16 protein-coding genes are annotated in these 20,508 nt (G+C 53.2%); 8 read left to right on the plus strand and 8 right to left on the minus strand.

The window, feature by feature from the left end; translation table 11 throughout:
* Positions 1 to 2: 2 nt before the first annotated feature.
* The gene (locus Q4551_RS13730) at positions 3 to 1,148 is read right to left on the minus strand and encodes a hypothetical protein (protein WP_303434436.1); all 1,146 of its coding nucleotides are present in this window, start codon (positions 1,146 to 1,148) and stop codon (positions 3 to 5) included.
* 109 nt (positions 1,149 to 1,257) lie between these two features.
* Positions 1,258 to 1,854: a YrbL family protein gene (locus Q4551_RS13735; RefSeq protein ID WP_303434437.1), complete on the minus strand. Its 597-nt coding sequence runs from the start codon at positions 1,852 to 1,854 to the stop codon at positions 1,258 to 1,260.
* Between the two features lie 577 nt (positions 1,855 to 2,431).
* Between Q4551_RS13735 and Q4551_RS13740 the strand changes: the two genes are divergently transcribed.
* Positions 2,432 to 4,492: a sulfatase-like hydrolase/transferase gene (locus tag Q4551_RS13740; protein ID WP_303434438.1), complete on the plus strand. Its 2,061-nt coding sequence runs from the start codon at positions 2,432 to 2,434 to the stop codon at positions 4,490 to 4,492.
* Between the two features lie 69 nt (positions 4,493 to 4,561).
* Here the strand turns inward: Q4551_RS13740 and metF are convergent, their stop codons facing one another.
* The 4 genes from metF to Q4551_RS13760 form a co-directional block, all read right to left on the minus strand.
* Entirely contained in the window at positions 4,562 to 5,386 is an 825-nt protein-coding gene (metF, locus tag Q4551_RS13745; RefSeq protein ID WP_303434439.1) for a methylenetetrahydrofolate reductase [NAD(P)H], read from the minus strand.
* Between the two features lie 118 nt (positions 5,387 to 5,504).
* Positions 5,505 to 6,884: an adenosylhomocysteinase gene (gene ahcY, locus Q4551_RS13750; RefSeq protein ID WP_303434440.1), complete on the minus strand. Its 1,380-nt coding sequence runs from the start codon at positions 6,882 to 6,884 to the stop codon at positions 5,505 to 5,507.
* A gap of 122 nt (positions 6,885 to 7,006) precedes the next feature.
* Positions 7,007 to 8,167: a methionine adenosyltransferase gene (gene metK, locus Q4551_RS13755; RefSeq protein ID WP_303434441.1), complete on the minus strand. Its 1,161-nt coding sequence runs from the start codon at positions 8,165 to 8,167 to the stop codon at positions 7,007 to 7,009.
* A 72-nt stretch (positions 8,168 to 8,239) separates the two neighbouring features.
* Positions 8,240 to 9,253, minus strand: coding sequence for a metalloregulator ArsR/SmtB family transcription factor (locus Q4551_RS13760; RefSeq protein ID WP_303434442.1), 1,014 nt, complete (start codon positions 9,251 to 9,253; stop codon positions 8,240 to 8,242).
* Between the two features lie 270 nt (positions 9,254 to 9,523).
* Here Q4551_RS13760 and edd point away from each other — a divergent pair, with 270 nt between their 5' ends.
* From edd to Q4551_RS13780, 4 genes are all read left to right on the plus strand, one after another.
* Positions 9,524 to 11,416, plus strand: a complete 1,893-nt coding sequence (gene edd / locus Q4551_RS13765; RefSeq protein ID WP_303434469.1) for a phosphogluconate dehydratase — start codon at positions 9,524 to 9,526, stop codon at positions 11,414 to 11,416.
* Positions 11,413 to 12,468, plus strand: coding sequence for a glucokinase (gene glk / locus Q4551_RS13770; RefSeq protein ID WP_303434443.1), 1,056 nt, complete (start codon positions 11,413 to 11,415; stop codon positions 12,466 to 12,468). The genes edd and glk overlap by 4 nt, the downstream gene beginning before the upstream one ends.
* A 293-nt stretch (positions 12,469 to 12,761) precedes the next feature.
* Positions 12,762 to 14,525, plus strand: a complete 1,764-nt coding sequence (locus Q4551_RS13775) for an Ig-like domain-containing protein (protein WP_303434444.1) — start codon at positions 12,762 to 12,764, stop codon at positions 14,523 to 14,525.
* Positions 14,522 to 15,958, plus strand: a complete 1,437-nt coding sequence (locus Q4551_RS13780; protein ID WP_303434445.1) for a di-heme oxidoredictase family protein — start codon at positions 14,522 to 14,524, stop codon at positions 15,956 to 15,958. Before Q4551_RS13775 ends, Q4551_RS13780 begins: the two co-directional genes overlap by 4 nt.
* Before the next feature lie 76 nt (positions 15,959 to 16,034).
* Here Q4551_RS13780 and Q4551_RS13785 read toward each other — a convergent pair whose 3' ends face one another.
* Positions 16,035 to 16,586, minus strand: coding sequence for a flavodoxin (locus tag Q4551_RS13785; RefSeq protein ID WP_303434446.1), 552 nt, complete (start codon positions 16,584 to 16,586; stop codon positions 16,035 to 16,037).
* A 192-nt stretch (positions 16,587 to 16,778) separates the two neighbouring features.
* Here Q4551_RS13785 and Q4551_RS13790 point away from each other — a divergent pair, with 192 nt between their 5' ends.
* The 3 genes from Q4551_RS13790 to Q4551_RS13800 are packed head-to-tail and all read left to right on the plus strand — an operon-like array spanning position 16,779 to position 19,048.
* Positions 16,779 to 17,150: a hypothetical protein gene (locus tag Q4551_RS13790; protein ID WP_303434447.1), complete on the plus strand. Its 372-nt coding sequence runs from the start codon at positions 16,779 to 16,781 to the stop codon at positions 17,148 to 17,150.
* Positions 17,151 to 17,184: 34 nt separating this feature from the next.
* Positions 17,185 to 18,561 (plus strand): lyase family protein, encoded by a 1,377-nt coding sequence (locus Q4551_RS13795; RefSeq protein WP_303434448.1) that lies wholly within the window; start codon positions 17,185 to 17,187, stop codon positions 18,559 to 18,561.
* Positions 18,562 to 18,598: 37 nt separating this feature from the next.
* A complete protein-coding gene (locus Q4551_RS13800; protein WP_303434449.1) occupies positions 18,599 to 19,048 on the plus strand; it encodes a hypothetical protein in 450 nt (149 codons plus the stop codon).
* A 180-nt stretch (positions 19,049 to 19,228) separates the two neighbouring features.
* Here the strand turns inward: Q4551_RS13800 and pobA are convergent, their stop codons facing one another.
* Positions 19,229 to 20,440 (minus strand): 4-hydroxybenzoate 3-monooxygenase, encoded by a 1,212-nt coding sequence (gene pobA, locus Q4551_RS13805; protein ID WP_303434470.1) that lies wholly within the window; start codon positions 20,438 to 20,440, stop codon positions 19,229 to 19,231.
* Positions 20,441 to 20,508: the final 68 nt, after the last annotated feature.

Raw genomic sequence — 20,508 nt, forward strand, 5'->3', positions numbered from 1 at the left:
ACTTATTGAGAAAGTTCGACAATACGTTGATTCATGGCGGCAATATGATCAGGTTCTGCCTGTTTCCAGGAGCCTTTGACCAAATACTCGTTGTAAAGATAGCCCAAGTAGCGTCTACCCTCTGTTGAGGGTTGCCAGAGGTTCGGGTTCGACAGAATATGATTCAGCTCTGCTTGGCTTGTTGCTGACTGGCAAAGTTCAGGTAAGTTGTAGAAAGCCTGACCTGCAACGGCAACCGGTTTCTCAAGCAACATGGCTTCAAGACCAACACTGCTGTTGATCGTGATGACCAGCTCCGCTTGTTCAATCAGCTTCTGGGTGTTGTGACTGTTGGCGAAGTGGATACGTGAATGCCGAGTATGCAAGTCAGCATAATGCTTGGGGCAGGAGGGATGTTCCTTGATCACAATCTGAACGTCATCAGGCAAATGCTCAACTCCCAGCTCCAAAGCGCGATAAAAGTCGCGCATATTGGCAAGCCAGGGAGAAAAGCACAAAATTTGCCGGTCGGCATCCACTTGAAAGGGCACAAAAATATAACGTTTGGGCAGAGGAGTATCTGCGCTGGGTGCATCTTGTGATGGCTTATGCCGATTGCTGTGACGAGGCACCAGGCTTGCTGGTAGCGGGCGGTCAGTGCTTGTTACCAAAGGCAGAGCGTCCAGCTGCCGGGGCAAGCTGTTGATAAAGTTGACCCCTTTCGGATCAATGGTGGTGGTTGCGGGCAAGGGACCATTTTCCATGAGCAGGGTTTTTATCCCCTGGGCTCTGGCGGCCAGAACAAATAGCCGTTGGTGCCACATCAGCCCTCCCCAGGTAACCACGACATCCGGTTGTTGCCGCCGCAGGCCATTATAATAGGCCCGGTAAAGAAAACGGCTGAATAGGCCCAGCCATAACTGGTTGATCCACCGGGTATGTGCTGGCAAATGATAGTCGTTGGTGTCCTGACATTTTTCTTTAAGTTTCAGGAGAACGACGTCATCCAATTCCGGGTGGTTGCGAAATAGCGGCCAAGGATTACGTAACCACCAGTGCCTATGGCGTACAAGAGTCGCCTGATATTGCTGACTCTGGTTTGCCTGCTCACTCAATTTGCGAAAGTAGTTTTGATGATGATGGCGAACAGAGAAAAAAAGCACATTCATACAGGACTCAAGGCGACTTTGGGCATCTAAACCCAGCGGCGAGCTATGCTACTTGAGGCTTCTGAGGATTGCAATTTGGCGGTTGTTCTAGGTATTTGTAGGATTAAATTCATGTAGCACTAATCAAAGATAATGCATCGGTAAACTGCTGCTTTTCTCTTAGCTGCTCTACCTTCCTTGTCAGACTACGCCAGGATTTATCGACAGCATGGCTGATCAGGCTTGGAATACGTATGGTCAGTGGGTTGTGGTTAGGGCTACTGACGCCATCAATCAGAATAAAGTCAACTTGCTCACCTCGGCGACGGCAAGCAATATTGTTCGGGCTGACATCACGGGTACAGATACCATTGTCTTGCAGGTAATGCCGCAACAGCTCCAGTTTCCGATCGATTTCATCAGGGGTCATAAGATCTTGCTGAATAACCTGGGTCAGCGTCAGGGATACCTGGCCTTGATCGTCATGAATCATGGGAAACAGCGCACCAGTGCCGAGGGACGTTTCGACATCACCCATATAGGTGGCAATGTAGCGCAGATCGGCCCCTTTCTTTAACAAGTACAGAAAGTAGCTTTTTTCTCGGCGGGTCTGCTTTTCGTTATGAAGCGGCAACTTGATGCAAAAGTCCGGATCATACGGGTGGCGATAGCAAATGCGATCGCGACCAACACCAATAATGTACGCAGGAGAGAGCTGTATTTTCATGGTTGCTATAAATTGTCATATTTGTAGGGTATGGACATTATCAACATAGCGAGTGTTGGAAAATCCATTTTGAATGAATAGATTGTTGCTTGAATGGACTTAATTTTCATATTTATTCACTAATAGTCTCAAATTTGATCCTTTCTGTGTCAGGCTTTCACTTCTTGACACATGGCTGTCACTTTCAGCCTCTCCATGGGTAAGCTTCAGAGGGGGGTGAGAGTTATCGTCGTAGATCAAGTAACTTGTTTCCCAAGGGGGTAACACCATACTGAGATTGACATGGCTGCCGACTGAGTTGTCGAAGTATTGCGTGAGATGATCTTCCATTCTTGCTGCCCAACTTTTACCGTCATTTCTCAAGGCTGAGGAGCTTCTACAATGTGTTCTGCTGAAGACTGCCGTGCCGTGCCGTGAATGCAGGGCAGGTAGTAAATATATAAAATCAGTATTTTTTGGTGTTCGTTTTTGGTCTTGATTGCATTTTTTATTATGAATCAGGTATCGTTATAATCAAGCGGGGGCTTTGAATTTGGCTTTCTATACTAAATACCTAAGGAATAGAGAGGATAAATTGTTGTTGGTTAACAGATTGAGAGAAAATTTTGTAGTATATGATGAAATTACCAAGCTTAAAAAGCAGTATGCTTTTTTTATGGCTTTTCTGAATTATATATTTGTTGCCTATATCGGATGGGCGGATGTTTTTTCATTGAATCTCAATGATTATGGACGCATGGGTAATGTCAGTTCTGCTTTATCATCAGGCATTGTTCTTCAAGTGTTGTTGTTTCTTGGAGTGCATTTCTGTATATTTTTCCTGATATATTATCTGATATCTCGAATATCCTGGTCTTTCATGGTTAAAGGTAGAGAATACTGGTTTTTTATAGTGATTCCTGCAATGTTTTGGTTGGTTGATTATTCTATTATAGGATATGCCATTAGAGAATATCCTTTTTTGTCGGTAAGTATGATGTCTGGTGGGATGGAATTAAATGGTTTTTATGAGAAGATATCATTTTACATTTCTTTATTTTTAATGATGGTTTTTCTTGTTGGAAGTTTTATTCTTGTTAAAATACATCAAGAATATCAGGTATTTTTTATTGTTTTTTTCGGGTCCTTGTATCTTTCAACACCTTTCTGGAGTAATGAGTCGGCAGCTAATAATACTGATATTTTAAATCCTCCTGAGAAAACCAATGTTATTTTTATTGGTATGGATTCTATATCAAAAAATCAGATTGAACATTATCGTTCAGATATGCCACATGTTTCTGAGTTTCTGGATGATAGTGTTGATTTTACCAGTGCGTATACTCCAATGGGAAGAACTTTTCCAGCGTGGAATGCAATATTGACAGGGAAGTATCCAGCAACGACTGGCATGAGATTTAATCTCGGTATTTTTGGAGATGATAAGTTCAATAAACATGTATATCCAGATTTGTTGTCAGTAATATTGAAAAAAGAAGGATACACTACTGTCTATGCACAGGATGAACGACGGTTTAATAATATTAATGAAGAATATGGTTTCGATAAGGTAGTTGGGCCTCTGGAAGGTGCTGTTGATTTTATCATACCCAGGTTTTCTGATAATCCATTTGCTACTTATTTTATGGACTCGGTGGCAGGTCGATATCTTTTCCCTAATATTTATAATAATCGAGTATCTCCGATAACCTATGTTCCAAAAAAGTTTTCAGAATCCGTTGTCAAAGAAGTCTTTAAGGTAAGATCAGGAAGTGATTCCCCACTGTTTTTGGCTGTTCATTTTTGTTTGGCACATTATCCTTATGCATGGAACAAATTGCCATTTGAGCTTTATGGCAAAGGAGAGGTTGAAATGCATCGCGCGGCTGCATATGAGCTGGACAAGCAATTCGATATCCTTATGTCAGGGTTGAAAAGGGCTGGAGTACTGGAGAATGCTATTGTCGTCTTGCTTTCAGACCATGGAGAGGGTATTGGTAGCCCCCAAACTTATGTCGACGGTGTAGACCCGGATCATCCTTCCCGGAATTTTTCCCGGATTCTTCGAGGCCATGGGAATACACTTTTGGTTGATGATCAAATTCATATCGTATTGAATGCAAAAAAATTCGGAGATGATTTAAGCACTCCAATGACAGTCAATGCTCCAGTATCATTGATTGATTTAAAACCAACTGTATTGGATTTTCTTGATATGTTTGATGCTGAATCATCAGATGGTATTTCTCTGAAAGGGATGATGTACGGAGAAATTAATGATGAGCCACGGATGATTAAAATGGAAACTGGAGTTTCGGTTGTGCCACCAAAACCAGGTGCCAGTGAAGAGGATTTGAAGAGATCTGTCGAGGATAATATTAAATATTATCGTATGGGTGAATCCGGTCGCCTTGAGATGAAAGATGAGTTTGCATATGACCGGGTAGTAATTAAACAATTTGGTGCGATCTCGGAAGAGTTTATGGCTTTGGCCGACTGTTCACTTCCATCTCCTAATGTGATTTATATAGATCGCAGCAACGATCAATATATTTCATCGTCAGATGTTCCCGATGATGTAAGAGTAAATATGATGGCAGAGCTAGAAGATTATATTAATAGACAGGATGACTGCTTGTTGAATGACGGCTCGAAATAGGAACATATTACTACAAAATAAATGCATGGAGAAAAGACAGGCTGTTTATTGAGCCTGTCCTTAAGGTATCTAAGAGAGATTCCCCCACACCTTCAAGCTCGGTTCGGCCTGGTTCAGTGTATAGAAATGCAGGCCGGGTGCACCACCAGCTAACAGGCGTTCGCACATCTGGGTGACGACCTCGGTACCAAATTGCCGAATGCTGTCGCTGTCGTCACCATAAGCTTCCAGTTGTTTACGGATCCAGCGGGGCAGTTCAGCGCCACAACTGTCGGAAAAACGTGCCAGTTTGGTGTAGTTGGTGATCGGCATAATGCCCGGAATAATTGGAATATCGACACCCATGGCGCGTACCCGGTCAACAAACCAGAAGTAGCTGTCGGCATTGAAGAAGTATTGGGTGATGGCGTTATCGGCTCCAGCCTCGACCTTGCGGACGAAGTTTTTCAGGTCGTCTTCAAATGAGCGGGACTGGGGGTGTTTTTCCGGGTAAGCGGCCACATACAGAGTGAACCAGTCGCCGGTTTCCTTGCGGATAAATTCGACCAGTTCATTGGCGTAGCGTAATTCGCTGCTGGCCAGCCCGGCACCGGATGGCAGGTCGCCTCGCAGGGTGACGATGCGGCGAATGCCCATATCCTTGTAGATCTGTAACAGGTCGCGGAGTGATGCGACGGAATCCCCAACGCAAGATAAATGCGGAGTGGCGGCGGCACCGGTTCGCTGGATAGCTTCAACGATTGCCAGGGTGCGGTCTCGGGTTGAACCACCGGCACCGTAGGTAACGGAGAAAAATTCCGGGTTGGCCTGGGCCAGTTGTTCTTGAACGGCCAGCAGTTTACGGGTGCCTTCCGCAGTTTTGGTCGGGAAGAATTCGAAACTCAGGGTGGTCATGTTATTCGCCTGACGTCAGACGCTCCATAATGTGAGTGGTTATCTCAGACGGCGGGTTGTGGCAGAGAGCGGGGCCGATCACGATTAGGATCAGGCCTCCGCTGTCCAGCGTCTGGTCTTAGTACTTGTAAGACTCTGGCTTGTAAGGGCCATCGGCTTTGACATTGATATAGGATGCCTGGGTGTCGGTCAGTCGGGTAATCACCCCACCAAAACCTTCAACCATGTCTTTGGCGACTTCTTCGTCGAGTTTTTTCGGCAGCACTTTCACGTAGACGCTTTCGGCTTTTTCAGCTTCCATCAGGTCGGCGAACTTGCGTTCAAACAGATAGATCTGAGCCAGTACCTGGTTGGCGAAGGAGCCATCCATGATGCGGGATGGGTGTCCGGTTGCGTTGCCGAGGTTCACCAGACGGCCTTCTGATAACAGAATCAAGTGGTCATCACTGGCTTTGTCGCGGTAGACCTTGTGTACCTGGGGTTTGATTTCGTCCCATTCCCAGTTGTCGCGCATATAGGCGGTGTCGATCTCGTTGTCGAAGTGACCAATGTTGCAAACGACGGCGCTGCGCTTCAGTTTTTGCAGCATGTTTTTGTCACACACGTTGACGTTACCAGTGGTGGTAACGATCAGGTCGGTTTTGCCCAGCAGGTCGCCGTCAACACAGTCCAGTTCACCGGTGTTGTTGCCGTCAATGTATGGCGAGACGACTTCAAAGCCGTCCATGCAGGCTTGCATGGCACAGATCGGGTCAACTTCAGACACCTTGACGATCATGCCTTCCTGACGCAGGGATGCCGCAGAGCCTTTGCCGACGTCGCCGTAACCAATCACCAGCGCTTTCTTGCCGCTGAGCAAGTGGTCGGTGCCGCGTTTGATGGCATCGTTGAGGGAATGACGGCAGCCGTATTTGTTGTCGTTCTTGGATTTGGTGACCGAATCGTTGACGTTGATGGCCGGGACTTTCAGTTCGCCCTTGTCCAGCATCTCCAGCAAACGGTGAACACCGGTGGTGGTTTCTTCCGAGATGCCATGAATTGCGTCCAGCAGTTGCGGGAAGTCGCTGTGTACCATTGCGGTCAGGTCGCCGCCATCGTCCAGAATCATATTGGCATCCCATGGCTGGCCGCTGTCTTTACCAGCCAGAATGGTTTGCTTGATGCACCAGAGGAATTCTTCTTCAGTTTCCCCTTTCCAGGCGAATACCGGGATGCCGGCGGCAGCAATAGCGGCAGCGGCGTGATCCTGGGTTGAGAAAATATTGCAGGAAGACCAGCGTACTTCGGCACCCAGATCGATCAGGGTTTCGATCAGCACGGCGGTCTGAATGGTCATGTGAATACAGCCCATGATCTTCGCACCGGCCAATGGCTGGGCTTCTTTGTACTTGCGACGTAACGCCATCAGCGCAGGCATTTCGCCTTCGGCGATCTGGATTTCTTTGCGGCCCCAGTCAGCCAGGGTGATATCGGCAACTTGGTAATCAGTAAAGCTCATGAGTGGTCCTCTGGTGGTGGACGACAAAGATCAGCGTCGATGCATCGATGCGGCTGACCTTTGTTGAATGATCAGATTGTGTTCCGCAGGCAGCGCAGAAGCGTCTGCCTCGGAAAGAAAAATTACAGACCGGCGGCGTCTTTCAGCGTGGCGGCCTTGTCGGTTTTTTCCCAGGTGAAGTTGGGTTCTTCGCGACCGAAGTGACCATAAGCCGCGGTGGCGCGGTAGATCGGGCGGCGCAGGTCGAGCATGTCGATAATGCCTTGTGGGCGCAGGTCAAAGTGTTCGCGCACCAGTTCTGCGATGCGTTCTTCAGCGATGGTGTTGGTGCCGAAGGTATTGATGGAGATGGACGTCGGTTCGGCGACACCAATAGCGTAAGACACCTGGATCTCACACTTGTCGGCCAGTCCGGCTGCGACGATGTTTTTGGCAACGTAGCGACCGGCATAAGCAGCTGAGCGGTCAACCTTGGACGGGTCTTTGCCGGAGAAGGCACCGCCGCCGTGACGGGCAGCACCGCCGTAGGTATCGACGATAATCTTGCGGCCGGTCAGGCCGCAGTCACCGACCGGGCCACCAATAACGAAGTTACCGGTCGGGTTGATGTGGTACAGGGTGTCGGTGTGCAGCCACTCGGCAGGCAGTACCGGCTTGAGAATCTCGTCCATTACCGCTTCGCGCAGTACATCCAGGCTGATGCCTTCGTCGTGTTGGGTGGACAACACCACGGCATCGACGGCGACAGGCAGGCCGTTTTCGTAACGTAGGGTGACCTGTGATTTGGCATCCGGACGCAGCCAGCTCAGAGTGCCGTTTTTGCGCAGTTCGGCCTGTTTTTCCACCAGACGGTGGGCGTAATAAATGGCAGCAGGCATCAGTACCGGAGTTTCTTTGGTGGCATAACCAAACATCAATCCCTGATCGCCAGCCCCGAGGTCTTTGTTGTCACCTTCGTCAACGCCCATGGCGATGTCGGCGGACTGTTTGCCAATGGCGTTGATGACAGCACAGGAAGCACCATCAAAACCGACATCGGAGCTGTTGTAGCCGATGTCGAGAATGACGCCACGGATCAGGTCTTCGAGATCAACGTAAGTGCTGGTGCGGACTTCACCGGCGACAATCGCCATGCCGGTCTTGACCATGGTTTCAACGGCAACGCGGGCATAGGGATCATCTTTCAGGATGGCGTCCAGGACGGCATCGGAAATCTGGTCGGCCATTTTGTCCGGATGGCCTTCAGAGACCGACTCGGAGGTGAAAATTGAATATTCGCTCATGCTCTGAATCCTCAAAAATAACGGCAGGGCAGGCATCTGCTGTTATCGGGTTATTGGGTGTCACCTGGGGTATCAGGCGCGATAAAACAGCCGGAACTGGATCTGGAACCCGTTCCGCAAGCCGAGGTATTGACTCTGGCCTTCGTTCAAGCCGGACTCAACCGCCCAGGCGGTCAGGTCATCCGGTTCAAAGCCGAGCCAGAGATCCCCGCAGGATTCCCGTGCCCAGGCTTGTTGGTGCCGACAGAGGTCGGTTACCAAAAAACAGCCATCGTCGGTCAACAAGCGGGCGACGTCGGCAAAAATGGTTTTGGGTGCCGGTACGTGATGCAGCACCATATTGGCGACCACCAGGTCGAACTGATGACGGTGGCTCTCGGTAATGGCACTGCTGTCTCCCAGCTGGCAGGAGACATTGTCTAGCGGCTGCTGGTCGATGCGCTGTTGTGCTTTTTGCAGCATCGGTGCCGAAATATCCAGTGCCAATACCTGGTCAAAACGACGCGCCAGCGCGGGTAAAAATGCCCCTTCACCGGGGCCGATTTCCAGTGCTCGCCGGGTCGGTGTATCCATGGTCGTGATCAGTCGCTCCAGCGGTTCTCCGTACTGGTCGTAGGAGGCGATCAGATCTTGCTGCTGCTTGAACGCGGCGGCATTACGGGCAAAAAATTCGGCGCAGGCTGCTGCCCGGTTGGCCAGCACCTGCTGCAAGCGCTGTTCGACCCCGTTGTCTTGTGGATCGTTCAGTGCATCCAGCGTTGCCAGCGTCGTCGCCAGCCACTGGGTCCAGCGGTCGTGACTGGCCAGTAACGGGCGGCGATAAAAAATACTGTTGCCTTCCCGTTGATTGCTGACCAGGCGGGCCTGGGCCAGGATCTTCAGGTGATGGCTCATGCTGGACTGTTTGATATCCAACAGCTCGCACAATTCCAGTACGCCAAAAGAACCACGCCCCAGCAGCTGCACAATGGCCAGTCGCAGCGGGTCGCCCAGGGCTTTGCAAGCATGGGCGATCTGTTCTGCATTGAGTTCGTTTCTGGCCGGAGCGGCAACAGGTGATACGTCGGTCTGTGTCATGGCAGGCATAGTAGCAGCTTGAAAAACTATATCAATATTTTTCAATATAGAAATCCAGGCCATGGCCTGTCTGTGATGGCAGGAATGGGCGCTTTGTGACTATGGTATTGATCCGGCACGATGACAGTCGCCCGAGAGCGGCTACCATGGCTGTTTGAGGCTCCGCCAACGTGCTTTAATCAAAGGATCGACCAAATCACTGAGCAGAGATTTCCCGGCTGCAAGACCAGCCGCAAACAACAAATACAATTTACTAACGAACCGTTTTCCGGAGGCATGATGCATCCCGTCGTTGAGCAGGTCACCAAGCGCATTATCAAACGTAGTCAACCCACTCGTCGTGCTTACCTGGCGCAAATGAAAGCGGCCGAAGAGCAAGGCGTTCACCGCGGTACCTTGTCGTGTGGCAATCTGGCCCATGGCTTTGCCGCCTGTAATACAGACGACAAGGCCGTACTGAAAATGGTCAACCAGGTCAATGTGGCCATGGTGTCGGCCTACAATGACATGCTGTCGGCGCACCAGCCGTTTGAGCGCTATCCGGATCAGATCCGTGACGCCATTCGGGAACTTGGCTCTGTGGCCCAGTTTGCAGGTGGGGTGCCGGCCATGTGTGACGGCGTGACCCAGGGGCAGCCGGGGATGGAGCTGTCGTTGTTCAGCCGGGATCTGATCGCCATGGCAACAGCGGTATCGCTGTCGCACAACATGTTTGATGCCGCGTTGTATCTGGGGGTATGCGACAAGATTGTTCCGGGCCTGCTAATGGGGGCGTTGCGGTTCGGGCATTTGCCCACCGTGTTTGTCCCTGCCGGGCCAATGCCTTCCGGCTTGCCGAACAAGGAAAAAGCCCGTATTCGCCAGGAATACGCCCAGGGCAAGATCGGTCGTGATGCCTTGCTGCAATGTGAATCCGATTCCTATCACAGCGCCGGTACCTGTACTTTTTACGGCACTGCCAACTCCAACCAGATGATGGTTGAGATCATGGGGCTGCACTTGCCCGGCTCTTCCTTTGTGAATCCGGGCACCGAATTGCGTGAGCAGCTGACCCGTTATGCGGCGCAGCAAGCGGTACGCCTGACGGCTCCCAATGGTCGCTACACACCGCTGTATGAAATCGTCGATGAGAAATCGCTGGTGAACGGCATTGTGGCCTTGCTGGCCACCGGCGGTTCCACCAATCACACCATGCATATCATTGCCATTGCGGCAGCGGCTGGGGTGATTATTGACTGGCAGGACTTTTCCGATTTGTCCGATGTGGTGCCTCTGATTGCCCGGGTTTACCCCAATGGCGAAGCTGATATCAATCATTTTCATGCCGCAGGGGGTGTTGGTTATATCGTGCGGGAGTTACTCGGAGCCGGTTATTTGCACGACGATGTGATGACCATTATGGGCCATGGTTTGTCCCGTTATACCCAGGAGCCGTTTTTACAGGATGGCGAACTGGTCTGGCGCGAAGGCACAACCAGCTCGCTGGATGATCAGGTCTTGCGTCCGGCCGCGACGCCGTTCTCGGCCAATGGTGGCCTGAAGCTGATGCGTGGCAACCTCGGCCGTGGCGTGATCAAGGTCTCGGCGGTAGCAGAAGCACATCGAGTGGTCGAAGCTCCCGCCATTGTTTTTAACGACCAGGACGATCTGGCCGAGGCTTTCAAGCGCGGAGAACTGGAGAAAGATTTTATTGCGGTGGTGCGTTATCAGGGCCCCAACGCCATCGGCATGCCCGAGCTGCATAAACTGACGCCGTTTTTGGGCACGCTGCAAGACAAGGGCTTCAAGGTGGCGCTGGTGACCGACGGTCGTATGTCCGGAGCCTCCGGCAAAGTCCCGGCGGCGATCCATGTCTGGCCAGAAGCCCAACTGGGCGGGCCGTTGGCGCATGTGCAGGACGGCGACCGGATTCGTCTCGATGCCACGACCGGTGAGTTGTTATTGCTGGCAGAGGATGACCTCTGGTTGCAGCGCCCGGCCAGCGAACCGGCGGTGGTCAAGCAGCATGGGCTGGGTATGGGGCGTGAACTGTTTGGCCCGATGCGCAGCCAGGTGAACGAAGCCGAGCGGGGTGCCACGGTATTCTGCTTTAGTTCCGACACCGACCAGGTGCCGGAGCATCTGCAAGGTAACGGTTCGGAGGCTGGTCGTAATTCCGAGGTCGAGGCATGAAGCCGTTCGCCGATTATCCGGTGCCAGCGGCGGTTTTCGACGAGCCTGTGCTGGCTGGGGAGCATGTCTTGGTCGGGGATATCGGCGGCACCAACGCCCGTTTTGCCTTGGTGAAGCCCGGTAGCGTCACTCTCAGCCATATCCTGACGCTGGAAACTGCCGACTTTCCCGGCATCGAAGCCTCTATCCAGTGCTACAGCAGGCAGATGGGCGTCAGCGGTATTCATCGGGCCTGTCTGGCGTTGGCTTGCCCGGTGACTGACGACGATATTGTTATGACCAACAATCACTGGGTATTCCATCGTCAGCAATTGATGAATCACCTCGGCCTGCAGCAACTCAAACTGGTCAACGATTTTACCGCGATGGCGTTGGGTATGCTGCAGGTGCCGGGGCAGGACCTGGTCGATGTGCATATTGGCCATACGGCAGTCTGTCATTCACAGGCTGAGGGGCATTGGTATGAACAGGGCACGCGGCTGGTGATTGGCCCGGGTACCGGCCTCGGAGTCTCAGGGCTGGTGCCAGTACAAGGCGGCTGGGTACCGCTGTCTGGCGAAGGTGGTCACGTCAGCTTTGCACCGACCAGCGCGGCAGAATACGCCATTCTGCAAGGCATGCAGCAACGCTACGGCCGGGTATCGGTCGAGCGCCTGTTGTCTGGGCAGGGGTTGCTGGACATGTATCAGATACTGGCGCAAATCCACGGGCTTGACGCTGAGTGTGCTACTCCAGCCAGCATCAGTCAGCAGGCACAACAAGACGAACACTCGTTAGGGCGTCGCACCCTGACGCATTTTTTTGAAATATTGGGAGCGGTTGTGGGTGATCAGGCACTGACGCTGGGTGCCCGTGGCGGTGTGTATTTGTGTGGCGGCATCTTGCCTCGTGTCAAAGAGCTGTTTTTGGCCAGCCAGTTTCATGCTGCGATGATTAACAAGGGCCGCTTTCAACACTATCTTGAAGACGTTCCGGTCTGGCTGTGTGTGGCCGATAACCCCGGATTGTTAGGAGCCGCCGCCGCGCTGGATAACAGCGAAGTACATGGCTGACGCTTGACGCTTGATAGTGGGCAGCCGCACAACGTCCAGAACCGGACAGCGGCTGGCCCTACGCAATTTGATCTCGCTTTTTTATTCCTCTTTTTTTATCCCTCGCTTTTATTTACCCATCTGACTGCCTGAGCATCCTGCTCAGGTCAGGCGTAGCTGTCCTGTCTTTTCAACTCTCCAGATAAAACCATAACATAATCTAAATAATAATGATTTGTATTTAATTGCAAGGAAAGGTACGATTTGTTTTCTATATGTACTGATAAATAACTCAATAACAATGGAGAGGCGTAATGAATCGTCTGTATTACTCGGTATTCCTGGCATCGTTGGCCTTGGCGGGATGTGGATCAGATTCTGACTCCTCAAAGGATACTGAGCTGCCGGAAGTGTTTAATATCACCCCGGCCGATCAGTCCATGGTGGCGACTGCGGCGGTGACGCTGGAAGGTAATGTCAGCGATAACGAGTCGGTCAGTGCCGTCACCGTGCTGCTGAATGGCGATCATGTGGTTGCGACACTGGATAACGACAGCTTCAGCGTCGATCTAACGCTGACCGACGGTGACAACGAGCTGGAAATCACCGTTACCGATGCCGCCGGTAATACCACCAGCGACACCCGCACGCTGATTCTCGATACACAAGCACCAGAATTGTCCTTTGTGTTTCCATCCAATGGTCATGCGACCCAGGCGCTGACGACGACGGTGCGTATCAATGCCACGGATAACCAGGCAGTGTCTGACGTCAGTGTCACCCTGGGTGATCAAACCGTCACGGCAGCAGCGGATGCCGACGATGGCCAATATCAGGCACGCCTGCTGCTGACACCTGGCAGCAACCACTATGAAGTCACCGCGACCGACACCGCCGGTAATCAGGTAGTGGAAACCCATACGGCGTATTTTGGTAAACCGGTGGCTGGTGGTAATGCGCACTCTGGCACTATTCGTGCCGATGGCACCTACAGCTGGGGCCGCAACAACTACGGCCAGGCCGGGCTGGGTTTTGTGTCCAACCCGAGCTCTGACCTGAATGTGGATGAGCATCCGTATGCTCCGGTAATGATCACCACCGAGCCGACCTTTCTGTCCCTCGCCTTTGGGCAGAACACCTCAGCAGCGCTGGCCGATGACGGGACCATCTGGATGTGGGGTAATGGTGGCAGTGGCCAGCTGGGGCAGGGAGAGGCCGACTCGGATACCCTCAATGAAGACGATGCATCAACGCCGTTGCAGGTAGCCGGTATCACCGATGCGGTCGCAGTGACCCGGGGTTATAACCAGACGCTGGTCTTGCATCAGGATGGCACTGTCTCGGCGTTTGGCACCAACCGGTACGGCCAGTTGGGTGACGGCACCACGGAAGATCGGGATGTACCGGTGAAAGCGAATGTCAGCAATATCATCCAGATTGCATCCGGGGCTTCCTTCTCCCTGGCGGTGGATAGCGATGGGCGGGTCTGGAGCTGGGGCCAGAACAACTATGGCCAGCTCGGACTGGGCACCGAAGATACCGATGAGCACCCAACGCCCACGCAAATCAGCATCGATGAACCCATCGAAGCCGTTGTGGCCGGTAAAGGTCATGTCTTGGCGGTGGCCCAGAGCGGCGCCGTGTATGGCTGGGGTCTGAACTACAGCAGCCAGATAGGCCTGTACGACAATGACAATGTTGATCCTGACTGGCCAAAAGAAATCACCAGCCCGAAAAAACTGCCCTGGTTTGAGGATGCCGTTGCGGTATGGGCGGGAGGCAACCAGAGCTTTGCCGAACGTGAAGACGGCCAGGTCTATCCATGGGGACAAAACATGCTCGGCACCTTGGGGCTGGAGCAGGATGGCGACGTCAGTGAGCCATCATCATCAGTTTTTGGTTTCGATAATGTAGTGGATCTGGGTAATGGTGCCTTGCACACCATTGGTCAGCGTCAGGATGGCAGCGTGTTCTCCTGGGGCTGGAGCTTCCAGGGCTCTTTGGGCGGCGGAGAAGGCACCATTGATCTTTGGACCTATCGTGTACCTACTCTGGTGATGTCATCGGTCGAGCCATGAAAAACATCTTTTTCAGACATCAGCCCGACAAAGAGGCCGCCCATTGGGCGGCCACTTTGTTGTTGTCGACGTTGACACTGGTCAGCCTGAGTGGCTGTGGAGCGGATGGAACATCGGCGGATTCTGGCACAACCACGGAAGCGCCCGTCGATACAACCCCAGACCCAAGCACAGACCCGGACACCGAAGAGCCGCGAGAATGGCAAGCGGTGGGAGGCGCGGCAACGGTGACCTTCCAGGATGACCTGGCATTTCTGCAGTTTATTCCGGGGCTGGATCTTGCGACCGCGCCGACGGTGTCCCAGGGGCGGGAACTGTTTGTCGCTGATTGGACCGCGGCACCGGGCAGCCGGACTCTGCTGGATGGCCTCGGGCCGCTGTTTATTGCCTCTGCCTGCGACGACTGTCATCTGGTGTCTGGTCGTGCTGCCAGCCTGAATGACGATGGCACCACGTCACATGGGATTCTGTTCCGCCTGGGGACACTGGATGGCCAGCCCGATACTTATTTGGGTGGCCAGCTGCAAACATCGGCCACGGTTGGTGCTCCGGAAGGTCGCGTGACCTGGCAGGATATTGGACTGGGGCAGCCACAATTTCAGCTATCGGAAGCCGAGCACACGTTAGATGATGGCGTACAGCTGGGACCGCGCTTGTCCCCCCAACTGACCGGTGTGGGTTTGCTGGAGCTGGTGCCGGAAGCACAAATCCTGCAGTGGCATGACCCGGATGATCAGGATCAGGATGGTATTTCCGGCCGTGCCCATTCACTGGAGCGGGAAGGAGTCGCCTGTCTCGGCCGTTTTGGCTGGAAAGCGGTGCAATGCACCCTGAGAGGCCAGAGCGCGGGGGCGTTGCATCAGGATATGGGGCTGACAACGCCGCTGAATCCGGCGGAACCCTGCACCGATCAGCAATCGATCTGCAGCGAACAGCCCAGTGGGGGCGACCCCGAAGTCAGCCTGGATAGTCTCAACGCCATTAATGATTTTCTGACACTGCTGGCGGTGTACGACCGCCGTATCGACGACCAGACACAGTTTGACCGTGGTGCCGGTCTGTTTGAGCAGGTCGGCTGTGACGATTGTCATCGGCCGACACTGACCACCGGGGATACGTCAGCGTTCGAGCAGCTGAACCAGCAAACCATTTATGCCTATACCGACCTGCTGCTGCACGATATGGGGGAAGCACTCAGTGATGGCATGAAGGAAGGTGACGCAGGTGACCGCGAGTGGAAAACTCCACCGCTGTGGGGACTGGGGCTGATCGAAGGGAATGGCGACTCGCGTTTTTTGCATGATGGCCGTGCCGAAACGCTGGTGGAAGCCATTAACTGGCACGGAGGTGAAGCCGAGGCTGCCCGGCAAGCCTGGGAAGCATTGCAAGAAACCGGGCAACAGGATCTGCTGGTATTTTTGCGGGGGATCTGACCAGCGACCATCCCGGCGGATGTCATCGTGACGATGGCATCCGGAGTACCGGGGCGGTGAACGGACTTGGCCGGCTTTAGCCTGCTTCCGCCACATCGGCGAGCTGGCGGTATTCGCTCATCACCTGGCTGATCCAGCGGCCGACCCGGTCGTCAGTGAGATCAAATTGCTGGTCTTCATCAATGGCCAGGCCACAGAACTGCTTGCCGTCTGCCAGCGTCGCCAGCGAGGCGTCAAATTCATAGCCTGTGGTTGGCCAGTAACCGGCAAACCGGGCGCCGGACAGTTGCAAATGGTTATGCAGCCAGCCCATGGCATCAACAAAATAATCGCCATAACCAAACTGATCCCCGAGACCGTAAAGCGCCACCACCGGTCGGCTCAGATCCAGTTGCGGCAAGATCTCTTCCATATCATCCCAGTCGGCCTGAATGCCGCCAAAGTCCCAGGTCGGAATACCCAGTATCAGCAGATCATAGTTACTGAAGGTTTCCGGGTCGGCCTCAGTAATGTTGTAAATCTCGGCGGTGATATTGTACTGCTGAAGCTGGTCGGCCATGCGGTGTGCGATGTCCTCGGTGTTGCCGGTGTCGGTGCCAAAAATGATGCCGGTGCGGATGTTGGTCATGACGTGTTGCTCTCAGAGAATGAAATTAATGCCCGGATAAGCGATATCGGGTTGACGTTTTAACGAATGCTAATCATTATCATTAATAAATCAACCCTGAACATCAATTCTTTGTTTCTGTGGTGGCCGGCAATGGCTGAGTGCAGAACTGACGACAACTTATCGGTCCAAACCGGATGCAGGAGCATGTAAATGGCCAGTCAACAAGCAATGGATAACTACCTGGAACTGATCTCGATGCGTCATGCCGTGCGATATGGCACAGAGCCAGACAGCCCGGGAAATATTCAGCGCTGGCTGGATCTGGAAGAAATTGTTTTTCCACGTAGCTGCAACTGCATCAAACGGCGTGTTTACCGCCGCGAATATGATTTGTTGCTGGAAGCCATTGCCGATGAACTGGTGCCGGAAAACTGGCGGCAGCTGTGTATGGACTACAGCCATCATCCACTGAATGGCCTGTCGTCGATTGCCTCCAAGCCCCATCAGCGGCGTTCAGTTAATCGCTTGCAGTGGCAGTTACGCACCATTGCCGGCTACAGCCTGGAATATTCTGCAGGATGACGATTTTGTTGAGTTACAAGCCAAGGAGAACAGCATGAATTATCGTACCGTTACAGACAGCATGGGTGAGTTACAAGTACCGGAGGCGGCACTGTGGGGCGCACAAACCCAACGCGCCATCAATAACTTCCCCATCAGCGGCCGCAGTCTGCCTCAGCCTTTTATCACCTCCTTGCTGTTGGCCAAGTCAGCGGCAGCCCGGGCCAACAGTCAGTTGGGGCTGCTGGAGAGCGACATTGCTGCCGCGATTGTAGGTGCTGTGGATCAACTGTTGGCCGATGAGGCTCTGATGACTCACTTTCCGGTGGACGTCTTCCAGACCGGCTCCGGTACCAGCACCAATATGAACGCCAACGAAGTGATTGCGACGCTGGCGAGCCGCTCGTTGGGCCAGACCGTGAGTGCCAATGATCACGTTAATTGTGGCCAGAGCAGTAACGATATTATTCCAAGCAGTATTCATATCAGTGCCGCAATCACGCTCAGTGATGTATTGATTCCGGCGCTGGATCACCTGTACCGGGAAATACGCAGCAAGGCCGCCAGTGTGGACGGCTACGTCAAAACCGGCCGTACCCATCTGATGGACGCCATGCCGGTACGTCTGAGCCAGAGCCTGGGGGCCTGGGCGGAGCAGATTCGCAGCTGCCGCAAGAACCTGGACCATCAATTGACCCAGCTGCTGCGTCTGGCGCAGGGAGGAACGGCGGTAGGTACCGGAGTGAATGCGCATCCGGAATTTGCCGAATTGTTTAACCATGAACTGAGCAAGTTAACCGGTTTACCGTTCCAGCCTGGCCCGGACCTGTTTATGTTGATCAGCTCGCAGGACGTGGCAGTACAAACCTCTGCGTCGATCAAAACCCTGGCTGTCGCCCTGATGAAAATCGCCAATGACTTGCGTTGGATGAACTCTGGCCCACTGGCAGGGTTGGGAGAAATTGAACTGGAAGCCCTGCAGCCTGGTTCATCGATTATGCCGGGCAAGGTCAATCCGGTGATCCCCGAAGCCACGGCCATGGTGGCGGCCCAGATTATTGGCAACGATACTGCCATTACCATCGGTGGCCAATCTGGCAATTTTGAGTTGAATGTCATGCTGCCATTGATTGCGTTTAATCTGCTGGGCAGTATTGAGCTGGCCGCCAATGCCTCACACTTGCTGGCCGACAAGGCCATTGCCACCTTTACTGTGAACGAAGCCAATCTGCAGCAGGCGCTGGCGCGTAATCCGATTCTGGTGACTGCGCTGAATCCGATTGTGGGTTATATGAAAGCGGCAGAGATTGCCAAGCAGGCGTATAAAGAAAAACGGCCGGTACTGGACGTGGCGGACGAGCAAACCAATTTGGGGCGGGCTGAGCTGGAGCGATTACTGGATCCGGCGAAGCTGACCCAGGGCGGCATCTGACGACAAACAGCGGGTGCCACACTGACGGGGCAAAACGATGAACCGGGCATCCCGTAAACGTAATGTGACTGGGCAGGATATGCCGGACGGCTGGGTTTTCTGGATTGAATCCGGACAACGAACGCTGCTGGCTGGCAATCCGCAGCAAGCCTGCGACGATTTCCATAAGGCGCTGAGTCTGGGTTATGCGGAATTGGATGCCGCCGCCCGGTTGTCAGAGCCGGCCTTGCTAGCGGTCGTGGCCCCCTTGCTGAATCTGGTGGACGCTTACCTGGAAGCCGGACGAGCCGAAATGGCGCTGGTCAAACTGAGCCGCTGCACGGAGCTGGTGGCCAGGCAGTGGTCGCAAGCCACTACCGTGGATCAGCGTTTACAGATGCAGTCCGCCAGGGACCTGTTGCTACTGGAATGGCCGCAACTGGAGCGGCGAATGTGCCGCCTGCGGCCGCATTTTGCCACCTTCTTTAGCGCTCAAGTGTGGCATTGAGAGAGCTGTTGAGAAGGGAACTCAGGTGGTCATAGGGTTGCCGTCACAACCCATGGATTCCGGACCATGGGCCATAAATAAAAAGCATGGCCCTGTCCGGCAAGACGGTGGGGTTCGGTGTGGGGTTATGTAGTGAGGTATTGTCCCTGAACCTGATTCAGGGACACCGGCTTACTTACTTCAGGACTTCAGGTCTTCGTAAGGCAAACCCACGTACTGCTCCGCAATGACCTTGCGACCATTGTCTGAACCCAGATAATAATTCAGCTCCGATTCCATAAAGCGTTTGTACATCAAGGGTTCCATATTGTTGCCCCCGGACAGGTCGTCACCAAAATCGTGCATCATGCTGGTCATCCACCAGCTGAAGCGTTCACCGTTCCAGACCCGGCGCAAGGCAATATCGGAGTACTGTGTGATACAGCTCTTGTCGCCTTCCTTGTAAACCCGAACCATGATCTTGCACAGCGTGGCCACATCGGAGGCGGCCAGGTTTAGCCCTTTGGCACCGGTAGGTGGCACGATATGGGCGGCGTCTCCGACCAGAAACAGATTGCCGTATTGCATCGGTTCACACACAAACGAGCGTAATGGCGCGATGCTTTTTTCAATGCTCGGGCCGGTTTCCATATTGGCGGCGATATCTGCGGGCAGGCGTTTTTTTATCTCAGTCCAGAAGCGTTCGTCGCTCCAGTCATCGATATTGTCGGTTAACGGTACTTGCAGGTAATAGCGTGAACGGGTGGCAGAGCGCTGACTGGCCAGGGCAAAACCGCGATCACTCATGGCATAGATCAGTTCGTGGTTACAGGGGGGGACATCGGCCATAAAGCCGAGCCAGCCAAACGGGTAAACACGTTCGTGCTCGGTACGGACTTCGGCTGGAATCGTCTGGCGGGATACGCCGTGAAAACCGTCGCAACCGGCAATGTAATCACAGTCGAGGCGGTATTCTTCACCCTTATGTACAAATGTGACATAGGGGGCGTCGCTTTTTACGTCGTGAGGTGTGGCGTCGCTGGCGTTGTAGTAGGTCGGTAAGTCCAGGGCCTGACGTGCTTCAATCAAGTCCCGGGTAATTTCGACCTGGCCGTAACACATCACCGTGTCGCCTCCGGTCAGCCCTTTCAGGTCAATGCGGGTGCGCTCGCCGTTCATCGACAGTTCAAAACCTTCGTGGATATGACCTTCGGCATCCATACGTTCCGCGACCCCGGCTTCCCGTACCAGGTCAACAAACCCTTGCTCCAGAATACCCGCCCGAATGCGGCCAAGGATGTAGTCGCCATCAACGCGGTCAATAATCACGTTATCAATGCCGTGTTTGTGTAACAGCTGGCCCAGCAGCAAACCGGATGGGCCGGAGCCAATGATGGCTACCTGAGTCGTTATAGTTTTCATGTTTGCCTCAACTGAATAGTGTCTGGTATCGGCTGCATAATGGACAAGACTGATCAGAT

The sequence above is a fragment of the Oceanobacter sp. 5_MG-2023 genome (assembly GCF_030548165.1).
Lineage (GTDB): Bacteria > Pseudomonadota > Gammaproteobacteria > Pseudomonadales > Oceanobacteraceae > Oceanobacter.

What these genes read in the sequence shown, in the direction of transcription:
- Q4551_RS13730 (WP_303434436.1), bottom strand. Translation starts at nt 1,148, where the DNA reads ATGAATGTGCTTTTTTTCTCTGTTCGCCATCATCATCAAAACTACTTT.
- Q4551_RS13735 (WP_303434437.1), bottom strand. Translation starts at nt 1,854, where the DNA reads ATGAAAATACAGCTCTCTCCTGCGTACATTATTGGTGTTGGTCGCGAT.
- metF (WP_303434439.1), bottom strand. Translation starts at nt 5,386, where the DNA reads ATGACCACCCTGAGTTTCGAATTCTTCCCGACCAAAACTGCGGAAGGC.
- ahcY (WP_303434440.1), bottom strand. Translation starts at nt 6,884, where the DNA reads ATGAGCTTTACTGATTACCAAGTTGCCGATATCACCCTGGCTGACTGG.
- metK (WP_303434441.1), bottom strand. Translation starts at nt 8,167, where the DNA reads ATGAGCGAATATTCAATTTTCACCTCCGAGTCGGTCTCTGAAGGCCAT.
- Q4551_RS13760 (WP_303434442.1), bottom strand. Translation starts at nt 9,253, where the DNA reads ATGCCTGCCATGACACAGACCGACGTATCACCTGTTGCCGCTCCGGCC.
- edd (WP_303434469.1), top strand. Translation starts at nt 9,524, where the DNA reads ATGCATCCCGTCGTTGAGCAGGTCACCAAGCGCATTATCAAACGTAGT.
- glk (WP_303434443.1), top strand. Translation starts at nt 11,413, where the DNA reads ATGAAGCCGTTCGCCGATTATCCGGTGCCAGCGGCGGTTTTCGACGAG.
- Q4551_RS13775 (WP_303434444.1), top strand. Translation starts at nt 12,762, where the DNA reads ATGAATCGTCTGTATTACTCGGTATTCCTGGCATCGTTGGCCTTGGCG.
- Q4551_RS13780 (WP_303434445.1), top strand. Translation starts at nt 14,522, where the DNA reads ATGAAAAACATCTTTTTCAGACATCAGCCCGACAAAGAGGCCGCCCAT.
- Q4551_RS13785 (WP_303434446.1), bottom strand. Translation starts at nt 16,586, where the DNA reads ATGACCAACATCCGCACCGGCATCATTTTTGGCACCGACACCGGCAAC.
- Q4551_RS13790 (WP_303434447.1), top strand. Translation starts at nt 16,779, where the DNA reads ATGGCCAGTCAACAAGCAATGGATAACTACCTGGAACTGATCTCGATG.
- Q4551_RS13795 (WP_303434448.1), top strand. Translation starts at nt 17,185, where the DNA reads ATGAATTATCGTACCGTTACAGACAGCATGGGTGAGTTACAAGTACCG.
- Q4551_RS13800 (WP_303434449.1), top strand. Translation starts at nt 18,599, where the DNA reads ATGAACCGGGCATCCCGTAAACGTAATGTGACTGGGCAGGATATGCCG.